11 protein-coding genes are annotated in these 13,507 nt (G+C 73.7%); 3 read left to right on the top strand and 8 right to left on the bottom strand.

Translation table 11 applies throughout. The features are described from left to right. The 3 genes from ACFTWP_RS28805 to ACFTWP_RS28815 all read right to left on the bottom strand — a co-directional run. Positions 1-571: NADH-quinone oxidoreductase subunit C (locus ACFTWP_RS28805; protein ID WP_380267826.1), on the bottom strand; the 571-nt coding region annotated here is incomplete at its 3' end. Then, the gene (locus tag ACFTWP_RS28810; RefSeq protein ID WP_380267827.1) at positions 568-1,218 is read right to left on the bottom strand and encodes an NADH-quinone oxidoreductase subunit B; all 651 of its coding nucleotides are present in this window, start codon (positions 1,216-1,218) and stop codon (positions 568-570) included. The genes ACFTWP_RS28805 and ACFTWP_RS28810, both read right to left, overlap by 4 nt. Then, complete coding sequence (locus tag ACFTWP_RS28815; protein WP_380267828.1) at positions 1,209-1,625, bottom strand: NADH-quinone oxidoreductase subunit A; 417 nt, start codon at positions 1,623-1,625, stop codon at positions 1,209-1,211. Before ACFTWP_RS28815 ends, ACFTWP_RS28810 begins: the two co-directional genes overlap by 10 nt. Positions 1,626-1,973: 348 nt before the next feature. Here ACFTWP_RS28815 and ACFTWP_RS28820 point away from each other — a divergent pair, with 348 nt between their 5' ends. Next, entirely contained in the window at positions 1,974-3,113 is a 1,140-nt protein-coding gene (locus ACFTWP_RS28820; RefSeq protein ID WP_380267922.1) for a sensor histidine kinase, read from the top strand. Positions 3,114-3,349: 236 nt separating this feature from the next. Here the strand turns inward: ACFTWP_RS28820 and ACFTWP_RS28825 are convergent, their stop codons facing one another. Next, complete coding sequence (locus ACFTWP_RS28825) at positions 3,350-4,387, bottom strand: S1C family serine protease (protein ID WP_380267923.1); 1,038 nt, start codon at positions 4,385-4,387, stop codon at positions 3,350-3,352. Positions 4,388-4,696: 309 nt separating this feature from the next. On the opposite strand from ACFTWP_RS28825, the gene galE reads away from it, so the two are divergent. Continuing rightward, a complete protein-coding gene (gene galE, locus ACFTWP_RS28830; RefSeq protein WP_380267830.1) occupies positions 4,697-5,680 on the top strand; it encodes a UDP-glucose 4-epimerase GalE in 984 nt (327 codons plus the stop codon). Positions 5,681-5,753: 73 nt separating this feature from the next. Here the strand turns inward: galE and ACFTWP_RS28835 are convergent, their stop codons facing one another. After that, entirely contained in the window at positions 5,754-8,111 is a 2,358-nt protein-coding gene (locus tag ACFTWP_RS28835) for a PQQ-binding-like beta-propeller repeat protein (RefSeq protein ID WP_380267832.1), read from the bottom strand. A gap of 408 nt (positions 8,112-8,519) precedes the next feature. On the opposite strand from ACFTWP_RS28835, the gene ACFTWP_RS28840 reads away from it, so the two are divergent. Then, positions 8,520-9,167, top strand: coding sequence for a TetR family transcriptional regulator (locus ACFTWP_RS28840; protein ID WP_380267834.1), 648 nt, complete (start codon positions 8,520-8,522; stop codon positions 9,165-9,167). A gap of 446 nt (positions 9,168-9,613) precedes the next feature. Here ACFTWP_RS28840 and ACFTWP_RS28845 read toward each other — a convergent pair whose 3' ends face one another. The 3 genes from ACFTWP_RS28845 to mqnE all read right to left on the bottom strand — a co-directional run bounded on the left by ACFTWP_RS28845 (position 9,614) and on the right by mqnE (position 13,499). Further along, complete coding sequence (locus ACFTWP_RS28845; RefSeq protein ID WP_380267835.1) at positions 9,614-10,558, bottom strand: beta-ketoacyl-ACP synthase III; 945 nt, start codon at positions 10,556-10,558, stop codon at positions 9,614-9,616. A gap of 141 nt (positions 10,559-10,699) precedes the next feature. Beyond that, positions 10,700-12,220 (bottom strand): L,D-transpeptidase family protein, encoded by a 1,521-nt coding sequence (locus ACFTWP_RS28850; protein ID WP_380267836.1) that lies wholly within the window; start codon positions 12,218-12,220, stop codon positions 10,700-10,702. A gap of 115 nt (positions 12,221-12,335) precedes the next feature. Continuing rightward, positions 12,336-13,499 carry an aminofutalosine synthase MqnE gene (mqnE, locus tag ACFTWP_RS28855; protein ID WP_380267837.1) on the bottom strand — a complete coding sequence of 388 codons (1,164 nt, stop codon included), beginning with the start codon at positions 13,497-13,499 and terminating at the stop codon, positions 12,336-12,338. Positions 13,500-13,507: the final 8 nt, after the last annotated feature.

A 13,507-nucleotide genomic window follows, 5' to 3' on the forward strand; every position in this document is an offset into this window, starting at 1 on the left:
GGGTGCCCTTGAGCGGTCCCCACTCGTTCGGGTCGGGCACGCCGGCGGGCTGCATCTTGCGACGCGCCGGGCCGTCGCCCTCGGACTCGCCGGGCTCCTTGGCGCCGGGCCAGGCCTTCGCCACCCGGGCCGCGAGCACGAACTCCTTGCGCAGCGGGTGGCCCTCGAAGCCCTCCGGCAGCAGCAGGGTGACCAGGTGCGGGTGACCGGTGAAGTCGACGCCGAACATCTCGTTGGTCTCGCGCTCGTGCCAGCCGGCGCCGGCGTAGACGCCCACGGCGGTCGGCAGGGCGGCCCGCTCGCGCGGCACCCGGGTGCGGACCAGCAGGTGCCGGACGCCGTCGGTGCCGACGGCGGCCAGGTGGGCGGCCACCGAGAAGCCGTCGGCCAGCTCGTCGACGGCGCTCAGCCAGTCGAAGTAGCTCAGGCCCAGGGTGTCCCGGGCGGCCGTCAGCGCCTCGATCCAGTGCTCGGCGGGTACGTCGACGGTGATCAGCTCGTACGCCTCGGTGGCCGTGGCCCAGGTGCCGAGGGACGCCGCGAGCTCCTCGGGGGTCTGCTCGAAACTCACGTCCGCCCGCTCTCCGGCCCGGCGACCAGCGGCCGGCGCAGCGCGGACACGGGGGCCGCGTAGCGCTCCGGCAGCGACTCGGCCGCGATCTTCTCCTGCAGTTTGAGGATGCCCTGGAGCAGTGCCTCGGGCCGCGGCGGGCAGCCCGGCACGTAGACGTCGACCGGGATGATCTGGTCCACGCCCTTGGTGACCGAGTAGGAGTCCCAGTACGGGCCGCCGGAGTTGGAGCAGGCACCGAAGGAGATGACGTACTTCGGCTCGGGCATCTGCTCGTACAGGCGCTTGACGGCGGGTGCCATCTTGTCGGTCACCGTGCCCGAGACGATCATCAGGTCGGCCTGGCGCGGGCCGGGCGCGAACGGGATGACACCCATCCGGATGAAGTCGTGCTTGGCCATCGACGCGGCGATGAACTCGATCGCGCAGCAGGCGAGGCCGAAGTTGAAGCACCAGAGGCTGTAGCGACGCCCCCAGTTGAGCACCACCTTGACCGGGTCCGGCGCCAGCCTGGCGAGCGGGCCCAGCCGCGGCTGCTCGGCCCGGGCGCCGGGGCGGGCGGGGTCGGGCATGCCGAGCGGGACGGCGCCCGGGGCGTCGGCGCCACCGTGGGAGTGGCCGTGCGGGTGGCTGTGGGTCACGTCCATTCCAGAACGCCCTTCTTCCAGGCGTAGAGCAGGCCGACCGCGAGGAAGCCGATGAAGACGAACATCTCGACCAGCGTGCCCGCGCCGTACCCTGCGGCGGCGAAGACCGTCGCCCAGGGGAACAGGTAGACGGCGTCGACCGCGAAGATCACGTACAGGAACGCGTACACGTAGTAGCGGATCTGGGTGTGCGCCCAGTCCTCACCGACCGGATCGACGCCGCACTCGTAGGCGAGCAGCTTCTCCGGCGAGTACACCGCCGGCCGCAGCAGCCGGTTGGCGGAGAACGCCACGGCCACGAAGAGCACGCCGACGACGGCGAGCAGGCCCACCGCCGCGTACGCGTCGAAGTAGCCGCTGCCCACCGCAGGGTCGGCCGCGACGGCAGCTACCGGCTGCCCCTTCATGCGTTCGCCTCCACATCGGCCGTGCTCCCGGCCCCTGAGGGTTCCCGGGAGACCGTACTACCGCGTTCTTTGCACACCCATAACCATCGTTACGGCGTGAGTCTAAGTGCAGGGCCGCCGAGTCCCGTACCCTGCCCGGCACGCAAGACGCCGGGGGTGGGGATAACCCCCGGGCGGGAACACGGATCACCCCCATGGCCCGGCGCGCGGGCCACCCGGGATGCTGGGGTCACGAGCTTGACCGAGAGGGACGGTAGATTCCAGATGAAGCCTCTGCTCCACCGCGCCGTGGACACCGTACGGCTGCGCGACGCCCGGGGTGAGCGCGTGCCCGCGTACGGCGGGCAGATGTGGCGGCAGGTCCTGCAGCTCCTGCTGAACCTGCCGCTGGGGATCGCCGGCTTCGTCTTCACGGTGGTGCTGCTCTGCCTCGGACTGGCCCTGTCGGTCACCGTGGTCGGGCTGCCGCTGCTGGCCCTCGGACTGGCCGGCTGCCGCTGGCTGGGCTCCGTGGCGCGCTCCCGGGGCCGCTCGGCCGGCGCCGAGGTGGGCGAGCCGGACCCGCTGCGGCCCGCCCGGCCGGGCGTCACCGGCTGGGCCATCGCCTCGCTCACCGACGGCCTGGGCTGGCGCTCGGCGCTCTACCACGTGCTGCTGCTGCCCTGGGGGATCCTGAGCTTCACCGCCACGCTGGTCTTCCTCCTGGTCGGCTGGCCGGTGCTGCCGTGGATGGTGGGCCTGCAGACGGCCGTCGACCGGATCCTGCTGGAGAGCCTGCTCGCCCCGAACGCGCTGTCCCGACGGGTGCGCGAGCTGGAGGACGACCGCGGCACGGTGGTCGACACCGCCGCCGCCGACCTGCGCCGGATCGAGCGCGACCTGCACGACGGCGCGCAGGCCCGGCTGGTGGCCCTGTCGATGGACCTCGGCCTGGCCAAGGAGAAGCTGACCGAGGAGCCCACGCCGGCCGCCGTGGAGGCCGCCGCGAAGATGGTCGGCGCCGCCCACGGCGAGGTGAAGCTCGCCCTCCAGGAGCTGCGCGATCTCGCCCGGGGCATCCACCCGGCCGTGCTGACCGACCGCGGCCTGGACGCCGCGCTCTCCGCGGTCGCCGCCCGCTGCACCGTCCCCGGCGGGGTCAAGGTGCACGTGGACCTGCGCGAGGGCGCCGCCGACCCCGAGCGCCCGGACTCCGCGGTCGAGGGCATCGCGTACTTCACCGTCAGCGAGCTGCTCACCAACGTCTCCAAGCACGCCGGGGCGCGCACCGCGACGGTCGACGTCTGGCGGGCCTCGGACCGGCTGATGCTGCTCGTCCAGGACGACGGCAAGGGCGGCGCGGCGCCCTACCCCGGCAGCGGCCTGGCCGGGCTGGCCGAGCGGATCCGGGCGGTGGACGGGGTGTTCCTGGTGGAGAGTCCGGTGGGCGGCCCGAGCACGGTGACGATCGAACTGCCGTGGCGGACCAGGACGGCCCGCCGGGTCTGACGGCCGGTGCCGAGCGCTCGCGGCGCCGGTCCACCGGTGGTGACCCAGGGGCATCGGAACGGCCGGGACTTCGCCGAGGCAGTGGCGAAGTCCCGGCCGACCCCGCGTCCGCACCGGCGTACGGGGCGGGGGCGGTCCCGGCGGGGTCCGCGACCCTTGCGCGGTGCGCGGACGGCCCGCCGGGGCCGGGCTGGTGCTGCCGGCCGGCCCGGGGGTGCCCGGTCCGGCCGGCAGGGTCAGGAGGTGGGGAGGGTGCCGAGGGTGACGTCGGCGGTCTTCGACTGCCCGTCCCGGACGTAGGTGACGGTGACCTTGGTGTCCGGGGTCAGCGAGGCCAGCGCCGTGGTGAGCGAGTTCAGGGTGGTGATGTCGGTGTCGCCGAGCTTCGTGATGACGTCCCCGACCTGGAGCCCGGCCGAGGCGGCGGGCCCGCCGGCGACCACGCTGACGATCACCGCGCCGGCCGGCTTGAAGTCGGCGTCGAAGAAGGTCCGAGCGGTGATGCCGAGGGCGGCCCGCCCGGAGTTGGTGACCTTGCCGTTCTTGATCAGCTGGTCGGCGATGCTGGTGATGGTGGACGACGGGATGGCGAAGCCGATGCCCGGGGCGACGCCGCCGGTGCCCTCGGGTTCGGTGGCGGCGAGGGTGTTGATGCCGATCACCTTGCTGTCCAGGTTGACCAGGGCGCCGCCGCTGTTGCCGGGGTTGATGGCAGCCGAGGTCTGCACCATGTTGCCGATGGTCGCCCCCGCGGAGCCGTCCGTCCCGGGCTCGGAGACGGTGCGGCCGGTCGCCGAGACGATGCCGTCGGTGACGCTGCCGGCGAGGCCGAGCGGGCTGCCCATGGCGAGGGTGATCTGGCCGAGCTCGACCGTCTTGCTGTCCGCGAAGACGGCCGGCCTGAGGCCGCCGGGCGGGCTGCTCAGCTTGATCACGGCGAGGTCGGAGTCCGGGTAGCTGGCGACCAGGGTGGCGTCCAGCGTCTTGGTGCTGTTGGCCAGCGTGACGGTCATCGCGGTGGCCGTGCCCACCACGTGGGCGTTGGTGACGATGTTGCCCTTGTCGTCGTAGACGATGCCCGAGCCCAGGCCGTTGGCGGTGGTGATCTGGACCACCGAGGGCAGGACGTCGCCGATCACCCGCTCGTAGTCCGACTGCAGCTGGTGGCCGCCCGCGGCGGCCGAGGCGGAGCCGCTGGAGGAGGCGCCGGGCGAGGAGGTGTTCGAGGTGGAGGAGGAGCCGCTGCTGCATCCCGCCAGCACCAGGGCGGCCAGGGCGACGGCCGCGACGGCGGCGACCGGCCGGCGCTCGGGGGCGCGCGGACCGGTGGGCCGGGGGCCCGCCGGGTTGGGGCGGGTGGGTTCCTTCTTGGGGTGCACCTGGCTGCCTCCGGTTCCGTACGCACGCGGCCCGGCCCGGGGAGGAACGCTCCTCAGGTCGAGGACGGGGGCCGATTTTTGTCAGCATTTCACCTCTTTGTCCGAATCGGCGCGCCGACTCGCCCGGCGTGTCGGCCCGGTCGCCACCCGCGCGAGCCGATCACCCGCACCGCCCCCCTCGGACGGACCGCCTAGGATTCGGGTATGACCTGGTTGATCACCGGTGGGGCCGGATACATCGGCGGGCACGTCCTGCGACAGCTGATCGACGCCGGCGAGCGGGTGGCCGTCCTCGACGACTTCAGCACCGGCGACCGCACCCGGCTGCCGGCGGGGGTCGCCGCGGTGGAGGGCTCGATCCTCGACCGGGGCGCGCTGGACCGCGCCATCCGCGCGCACGGGGTCGAGGGCATCCTGCACTTCGCCGCGAAGAAGCAGGTCGGCGAGTCCGTCGAGAAGCCGTTCGTCTACTACCGGGAGAACGTCACCGGCCTGCAGACCGTCCTGGAGGCGGCGGCCGAGGGCGGCGTCGAGCGCTTCCTGTTCTCCTCCTCGGCCGCCGTCTACGGCATGCCGGACGTCGACCTCGTCACCGAGCGGACGCCCTGCGAACCGATGAACCCGTACGGCGAGACCAAGCTGGCCGGCGAGTGGCTGGTCGCGGCGGCCGGCCGGGCCTACGGCATGTCGACGGTGTCGCTGCGCTACTTCAACGTGGCCGGCGCGGCCTCGCCGGAGCTCTCCGACGCCGGGGCGTTCAACCTGATCCCGATGGTCTTCGAGCGGCTCACCGCCGGCCGGGCCCCGCGGATCTTCGGCGCCGACTACCCCACCGCGGACGGCACCTGCGTCCGCGACTACATCCACGTCTCGGACACCGCCTCGGCCCACGTCGCCGCGGCCCGCCGGCTGAGCACCGACCCGGCCGGAGCGACCTCGCTGGTCCTGAACATCGGCCGCGGCGAGGGCGTCTCGGTCAGGGAGATGCTCGACGTGATCGGCCGGGTGACCGGGTACGACACCACCGCCGAGATCGCCCCGCGCCGCCCCGGCGACCCGGCCCGGGTGGTCGCCTCCGCCGACCTGATCCACAAGGAGTTCGGCTGGAGCGCCCGGTACGGGGTCGAGGAGATGGTGTCCTCCGCGTGGGACGGCTGGTGCAGCCGCCACCCCGGGGCCCGCAGGTAGCCGACGCGACGCGCAGGGGGCGGGCACCCGGTCACGGACCCGCCCCCTGCGCCGTGGGCCGCCGCGCGGCGGCCTACGGCACCGCGGTGCCGTAGTAGGCGTCCAGGGCGTAGACGCAGCGGTCCTTGCTGCCCACGAAGACCCGGCCGCCGACCGCCACCGGGGAGCCGGTCAGCTCGCCCTTGGTGCCGAGCTCCCAGCGCAGCTGACCGGTCGACAGGTCCAGGGTGTGCAGCGAGTGGTCCCGGCTGCCCAGGTGGACCAGGCCGTCGGCGACCGCCGGCGAGCCGACGATCTCGCCCCGGGCGGTGTAGCGCCAGCGCTCCTGCCCGGTGGTGGTGTCGAAGGCGTGCAGGCGGTCCCCGCTGCCGATCAGCACGGTGCCGTCGGCCACGATCACCGGCTCGGCGCCCTGGCGGCTGCCGGTGCGCCCGCGCCAGCGGTCCCGGCCGGTGGCGGCGTCCAGCGCGTAGACGGTGCCGAGGTAGTCGGCCACGTACACCGCCGTGGCGTCCATCGCGGGCGGGGTGAAGAGCACCACCGGAGCCTCGAAGCGCCACCGCTCGGCGCCGGACGCGGTGTCCAGCGCGTAGACCCGGGTGCCGGCCGTCACGTACAGCACCCCGGCCCGCTCGACCGGCCGCGACGGGACGTCCTCGCCCACCGGGAAGGACCAGCGCAGGCCGGCGCCGCGCGGGTCCACGCAGCGCAGCCGGCCGGCGCCGTAGTAGTACGCGGCGCCGCCGACCAGCGCCGGGCCGGACTGCGGGTTCTCGTAGTCCTGCTGGGCGTCGTCGGCCCGCCAGAGCTCGGCGCCGTTGGCGGCCGAGCGCAGCTGCACGCCGCCGCCCCGGATGCCGCAGCAGAGCACCCCGTCGGCGGCGTCCAGCGAGAAGACCCAGCCGTCGAGGGAGTTGCGCCAGCGCTCGGTCCCGTCGGCGACGTCCACGGTGTACAGGTGCGGGCCGTCGGCGGCGTGCACCCGGCCGGAGTCCACCGCCATCGCCCACGCGACGTCGCGGGTCTTGTAGCGGCGCTCGCCGGTGCCGATGTCGAGGGCGTGCACCTCGAAGCTGGAGACGAACAGGGTGCCGTCGGCGACCACCGGGGTGCCCCAGACGTCGTTGGACATCCGGAACCGCCAGGGGCGCCAGCGGGTGGCCCTGGCCGGCGGCGGGACGGCCGCCCGGCGGACCCAGTCCGTCTCGGCGGGGGCGGCCCCGTCCGCGCCCTGCTCGGCCCGGGGGCCCGGGCCTATCCGCACCGAGGCGCCGGGCAGCCGCACCTCGACCGCGCTCTCGCCGGCCGGGGCCCGGTGGCGGCGGGCGGCGATCTTCTCGGTGGCGGCCTCGGTGCCGGGCAGGGGGGCGGGCGCCGGGGCGCGCACCGGTCCGGTCCGCCCGGGCTGCTGCGCGGGGCGCCCGTGCTGCGCGGTGCGCGGGTCAGCGGGCCCGGGCGGCTGCGGGGCGGCCACCGGCTGGGGCTGCGGCGGCGCGGGGGCCGGCTGGGCGGGCACGACGGGGGCCTGCGCGACGGGCCGGCGGCTGCTGCGCTTGCGCTCGATCAGGTCCAGCGCGTTGGCCGGCAGCCAGTCCCCCGCCTCACCGGAGGCGTCGTCCCGGGAGAAGAGGTGCGGAGCCAGCTCGGCCTGGATCTGGGCGGGGGTCGGCCGGTGCTCGGGCGCGGGCCGCATGCAGGCCCGGACGAGGTCCACCAGCTCCACCGGCAGGCCGGAGAGGTCCGGCTGCTCGCGCAGCAGCTGGAAGACCGTCTCCACCGGGTTGGCGCCCCGGTAGGGGGCGTGCCCGGTGGCGCAGAAGACCAGCAGGGAGCCGAGCGAGAAGATGTCGCTGGCGCCGGTGACGCTGCGGCTGTCCCGGGCCTGCTCGGGCGACATGTAGGCGGGGGTGCCGACCGCGACGTTGGTCATGGTGAGCCTGGTGTGGGAGACCCCGGCGGCGATGCCGAAGTCGATCACCCGCGGGCCGTCCTCCACCACCAGGACGTTGGAGGGCTTGAGGTCGCGGTGGACCAGCCCCGCCGCGTGGATGGACTGCAGCGCCTCGGCGATGCCGGCGATCAGCCAGCGCACCGCGCCCACCGGCAGCGGCCCGCACTCGCCCACCAGGTCCTCCAGGGAGGGCGCGGGGACGTACGCGGTGGCGAGCCAGGGCACCCGGGCGTCGGCGTCCGCGTCGACCACGGCGGCCGTGTAGAAGCCGCCGACCGTCTTGGCGGCCGCGATCTCGCGGGCGAAGCGGACCCGGAACAGCTCGTCCTCGGCCAGTTCCCCCCGCACGGTCTTGATGGCCACCCGCCGGCCGGAGGCGGAGCGTGCCAGGTACACCAGGCCCATTCCGCCCGCGCCGAGCCGCGCCAGCACCTCGAAGGGCCCGATCCGCCTCGGATCGTGCGCCGTCAGCTGGTCCACTCCGCTGCCACCTCCCCGTCTCCCGGCACCCGCAGAGGGGTGCCGGTCCTGATTCTCCAATGCCGCCCGGGTCAGATCCAACCTCCCCCGCCCAGTGCGCCCGGCCGGTGTCCCGTGCGCCCTCGACCGTCCACTGCAAAAGATCTGGCCGGATTCTGACGGGCCCTCCGGCGATCACCGCCGGGGCCGGGACTGCCGCCGGGGTTACGGAGCGCCACCCGACCGTCCCTCAGCGGACCCGTCGTCACGCTGTGAGGTCATCAGCTCACGGGGGGGCTCCGAAACGGCCCCTTCACGGCCCGGTGAATATCCGGGCGGGCCGGTATCGCGCCCGTATACCACCCCCCGGGCGGAGTAATAGTCGCATCACCGAATCGCGCCAAGATCGTGCCACGGTAAGCTGACGGCATGACAGGACAAGTTCGCACCGTCGACGGTCGCGTCGCCGGGCGACGCGGGCAGGAGACGCGGCAGAAGCTGCTCGACTGCCTCCGCGAGATGCTCAGCACGTCGCCGTATCGGGACGTCAAGGTCATCGACGTCGCCCGTATGGCGGGTACCTCCCCCGCGACCTTCTACCAGTACTTCCCGGATGTCGAGGGCGCTGTCCTCGAGATCGCCGAGGAAATGGCCAAGGACAGCGACGGGCTCAAAGAGCTCGTCGCGGGAAAGTCCTGGGCAGGGAAATCCGGTGTCACCACTTCGGAAGAACTGGTGGACGGATTCCTCGCCTTCTGGCGCAAGAACGACGCCATTCTGCGAGTGGTCACTCTCGGTGCAGCCGAGGGGGACAAGCGGTTCTTCAAGATCCGCATGACCGTCCTCAACTCGGTCGCCAAGCCGCTCACGGAAGCCGTCAAGGACCTCCAGGGCAAGGGTCAGGCCGACAAGACGCTGGATCCGGCCGCCGTGGCGGGCTCGCTGGTCTCGCTGCTCGCCTCCGCGGCGGAGCACGGGAAGGCCTTCACGGCCTGGGGCGTCAAGGTCAAGGACCTCAAGCCCAACCTCGCTCCCCTGGTGTACCTGGGCGTCACCGGTAAGAAGCCGCCCAAGTAGCTCCTCCCTCCTATTCCACCCATCCGTTCCGCGCACGTCCCCGGCCTCCTGTCCGGGGAACGACGGACGGCGGCCGTTGCCTCGGGGGAGGTTCGCCGACGTACCGCAGTGCGCCAGACATGCCGGTGGGCGGGACCCGAAAAGCGCCCGCCCCCGGCCGCCTGGCGGGGCACCGCCGGCCGGGGGCGGGGGCCGGGGGGGGGGGGCCCCGCCGCCCCCCCGGGCGCCACCCAGGCGGGGGGGGGGCCCCCCAACGGGGCCCCCCCCACCGGCATTCCGCGCTTTCCAGGGGCAGCACGCGGCCCGGGGCGGCGGACGCCGCCTCCGGGCTCCGCGGGCGCGCCACGCCCGCCGCACGGGGCCGTGCAGCCCCGGGGCCGCGGCGCCGGGCCGCGGGGTCGGGCCGCGGCGCCGGGCCGCCGGGTCGGCGACCCGGGACCAGCGGCCTAGGGGCAGCGCACGACCTGGCCGGCGTACGCCAGGCCGCCGCCGAAGCCGAACAGCAGCACCGGGTCGCCGGAGGACAGCTCGCCGCGCTCCACCAGCTTGGAGAAGGCCAGCGGGATGGACGCCGCCGAGGTGTTGCCGGAGTCCACCACGTCGCGGGCGACCACCGCGTCGGGGGCGCCGAGCTTGTTGGCGATGGCGTCGATGATCCGCAGGTTCGCCTGGTGCGGGACGAAGCCCTTCAGCTCGGACGGGTCGATCCCCGCCTTCTCGCAGGCCTGCCGGGCCAGCGGGGCGATCTTCGTGGTGGCCCAGCGGAACACCGACTGGCCCTGCTGGCTGATCACCGGGTCCCAGCCCGTGATGACGACCGCGTCGCCGCGCTCCGGCTCCGAGCCCCAGACCACCGGGCCGATGCCCGGCTCGGCGCCCTCCTCCTGCGCCTCCACCACGGCGGCGCCGGCGCCGTCGCCGAAGATCACACAGGTGGTGCGGTCGGTCCAGTCGATGGTGTCGGACATCCGCTCGGCCCCGACCACCAGCGCCAGCCGGGCCGCGCCGGCCCGGATCGCGTGGTCGGCGGTCGCCAGCGCGTACGAGAAGCCGGAGCAGACGGTGTTGATGTCGTACGCGGCGGGGGTGGGCACGCCGAGGCGGGCCGCGACGGCCGCCGCCGTGTTGGGGCTGCGCTCGACGGCGGTGCAGGTGGCGACGACCACGAGGTCGACGTCGGCGGCCGACCGGCCGCTGTTGGCCAGCGCCTTCTGCGCCGCCTCGGCGGCGAGGTCCACAAGGGTCTCGGCCTCCGCAATGTGCCGGGTGCGGATTCCCACGCGGCTGCGGATCCACTCGTCGTCGGTGTCCACCAGCGTCGCCAGTTCGGCGTTGGTGAGGACCTTGGGAGGCTGGTAGTGGCCCAGGGCAACAATGCGGGATCCGCTCATACAGCCACTCAACCCCGTTACCCGCTGGTCATCCGGTCGCGACCGGCTACAGGATCCACCCCCGGATGCTGTAGGGGCCGGACAACACCCCTTGCTGCGCCCGGTCCGCCAGGAGGGTCGCCGGGTACCGATATCCGGTGGTCAGGCCGCCAGCGAGGCGGCGTCGCCCATCACGATCACCGGATTGGCCGCCGGGTCCAGCAGGCGCAGCAACTGCGCCATCTTGTCCTCCGGCACGGAGATGCAGCCGTGGGTGGGGCCGCCGTGGTCGACGTGGATCCAGATGCCGCCGCCCTTGCCGCCGCCGTCGGGCCGGCGCGGGTCCAGCGGGGTGACTCCCGGCACGCGGTTGTAGTTGATGGCGACGACGTAGTCGAAGGAGCCGGCCAGCGACTCCCCCGCGAATCCCTTGCCGCTGACGACGAAGTTGGCGTCCTTGTCGTACGGGAGCTTGCTGCCCGGGTCCGCCTTGCGGCCACCGGCGTCGGTGAGCGCGAAGACGCCGATCGGGCTGCGCAGGTCGCCCTCGTTGTGGTCGGTGGTCCAGCCCTTGTAGGCGTTGTGGCCGGCCCAGGCCTCGCCGGCCAGCCAGCGGCCCTCGGGGGTGCGGCTCCAGACCGTGACGGTGGTCTCGTTGGTGTCCTTGCCCTTGCCGCTGGCCAGCACCACCTGGTTGGTGGTGGCGGGTATCCGGGCGGTGAAGGCGGCGCCGAGGCCGGGTATCGCGGCGAGCGAGCCGTCGGCGCGGCTCTCGCTGCGGTCGGCCGCCGGGGCGCCGGTGTGGGCGGCGGCGGGTGCCGCGGCGCTCTGCGGCTGGGCGGCGTCCGGCGCGGGGGCGGCGGCGTCCGGGCCGTCGGGGCCGGGGCCGTCGGCGGAGGTGGCGGCGGGGGCGGCGGTGCCCGGGCCGACGGTGTACCAGCCGGCCGCCGCGGCGGCGAGCAGGAGCGCCGTACCGGCCGTCAGGGCGCCGCCGTGGGACTTCTTCTTGGCCTTGCGCCGGCGGCCCTGGGAGCGCGGCTCACCGGGGGCCGTCGCGCCGGGCACGGCGCGCGCGACGACGGCGGGCCCGGGCTCGTCGGCCGGCTCGTGGACGCCCCGGGACCGGTGCGGCACGTCCGGCGTGACCGGCTCGAACCAGCCACCGGAGCCGTAGGACTCGTCGTCGCCGTCCTCGGCACCGCTCCGCAGGTACACCTCGTCGCCCGGCTCGTACGGCTCGGAGACCTCGTACACACCGGCGTCCCCGTACGTCCCGTACTCCTGGTACGGCTCCTGGTACGGCGCGGGGGCCCCGTACGACGCCGACGCCTCGTAGGACCGGTCGGCCGGGTACCCCGGGTACTGCTGCCCGTACGGCTCGGCGGGGTACTGCTGCCGGTACCCGTCGGCGTAGGGCTGCTGGTACGAGGACGGGTAGGCCTCGTGCGCCGGATACGCCTGCTGCTGATAGGCCTGCTGCTGGTACGACGACTGCTGGTAGGCCTGCTGCTGGTAGCCCTGGTCGTAGGCGCCGTGGGGCTGTCCCTGGGCCGGCTGCTGCGACTGCCCGTACGACGGGTACGCCCCGGCGGGCTGGTACGGGTCCGGCTCCCGGCGGGCCCCGGGGACCGCGGCCGTGACACCGGGGTGGGGCAGCGGTTGGGCGCGGTGGGATCCGGACATGCGGCCGATCCTGCCAAATCCGAGGGCGGTTGGGAAACCCACCGGGAAAGGTCGGACTGTCACAAAATGCGGCCCCCGGCCCCGCGAGGGGGCCGGGGGCCGCGAAGTGCGCTGGTCAGAGGCGCATCGCCTGCGGCGTCTCACGCCGCTGGAAGTCCGGGCCCTCGTACTCGCGGATGATCTCGTACCGCGTGTTGCGCTCCACCGGGCGGAAGCCGGCGTCCCGGATCAGGCCGAGCAGGTCGTCGCGGCCGAGCTTGTTCGGGGTGCCGAAGTTGTCCGCGTCGTGGGTGATCTTGTACTCGACGACCGAGCCGTCCATGTCGTCGGCGCCGTGGCTGAGCGCCAGCTGCGCGGTGGTGACGCCGTGCATCACCCAGAACACCTTCACGTGCGGGACGTTGTCGAACAGCAGCCGGGAGACCGCGAAGGTCTTCAGCGCCTCGGCGCCGGTCGCCATCTCCGTACGGGCCATCAGCTTGTTGCGCACGACGCCGTCCTTGGAGTCGTGGAAGTCGTGCTGGTAGCGCAGCGGGATGAAGACCTGGAAGCCGCCGGTCTCGTCCTGCAGCTCGCGCAGCCGCAGCACGTGGTCGACCCGGTGGCGGGGCTCCTCGATGTGGCCGTAGAGCATGGTCGAGGGGGTCTTGAGGCCCTTGCTGTGCGCCAGGCGGTGGATCCGCGACCAGTCCTCCCAGTGGGTGGCGTGGTCGACGATGTGCTGGCGGACCTCCCAGTCGAAGATCTCCGCGCCGCCGCCGGTCAGCGACTCCAGGCCGGCGTCGATCAGCTCGTCCAGGATCTCGTCGGCGGACAGGCCGCTGATCTTCTCGAACCAGTGGATCTCGGTCGCGGTGAAGGCCTTCAGCGAGACGTTCGGCAGCGCCGCCTTCAGCTCGCGCAGGCTGCGCGGGTAGTAGCGCCACGGCAGCGTCGGGTGCAGGCCGTTGACGATGTGCAGCTCGGTGAGGGAGTCGACCTCCATCGCCTTGGCGAGGCGCACGGCCTCCTCGATGCGCATCGTGTACGCGTCCTTCTCGCCCGGCTTGCGCTGGAACGAGCAGTACGCGCAGGAGGCGGAGCAGACGTTGGTCATGTTGAGGTGGCGGTTGACGTTGAAGTGGACGACGTCGCCGTTCTTCTGCGTCCGGACGTGGTGGGCGAGACCGCCCAGCCAGGCCAGGTCGTCGCTCGCGTAGAGCGCGATCCCGTCCTCGCGGGTCAGCCGCTCGCCCGCGTAGACCTTCGCCTCCAGCTCGCGCTTCAGCCCTGCGTCCATGCGGTGGA

Origin of the sequence: Kitasatospora sp. NPDC057015 (genome assembly GCF_042673745.1) — a bacterium.
Lineage (GTDB): Bacteria > Actinomycetota > Actinomycetes > Streptomycetales > Streptomycetaceae > Kitasatospora.

Excerpts from the sequence above, each read along its gene's own strand:
- ACFTWP_RS28815 (WP_380267828.1), bottom strand. The coding sequence starts at position 1,625 with ATGAAGGGGCAGCCGGTAGCTGCCGTCGCGGCCGACCCTGCGGTGGGC.
- ACFTWP_RS28845 (WP_380267835.1), bottom strand. The coding sequence starts at position 10,558 with ATGAGCGGATCCCGCATTGTTGCCCTGGGCCACTACCAGCCTCCCAAG.
- ACFTWP_RS28850 (WP_380267836.1), bottom strand. The coding sequence starts at position 12,220 with ATGTCCGGATCCCACCGCGCCCAACCGCTGCCCCACCCCGGTGTCACG.
- ACFTWP_RS28840 (WP_380267834.1), top strand. The coding sequence starts at position 8,520 with ATGACAGGACAAGTTCGCACCGTCGACGGTCGCGTCGCCGGGCGACGC.
- mqnE (WP_380267837.1), bottom strand. The coding sequence starts at position 13,499 with ATGGACGCAGGGCTGAAGCGCGAGCTGGAGGCGAAGGTCTACGCGGGC.
- ACFTWP_RS28810 (WP_380267827.1), bottom strand. The coding sequence starts at position 1,218 with ATGGACGTGACCCACAGCCACCCGCACGGCCACTCCCACGGTGGCGCC.
- ACFTWP_RS28820 (WP_380267922.1), top strand. The coding sequence starts at position 1,974 with ATGTGGCGGCAGGTCCTGCAGCTCCTGCTGAACCTGCCGCTGGGGATC.
- galE (WP_380267830.1), top strand. The coding sequence starts at position 4,697 with ATGACCTGGTTGATCACCGGTGGGGCCGGATACATCGGCGGGCACGTC.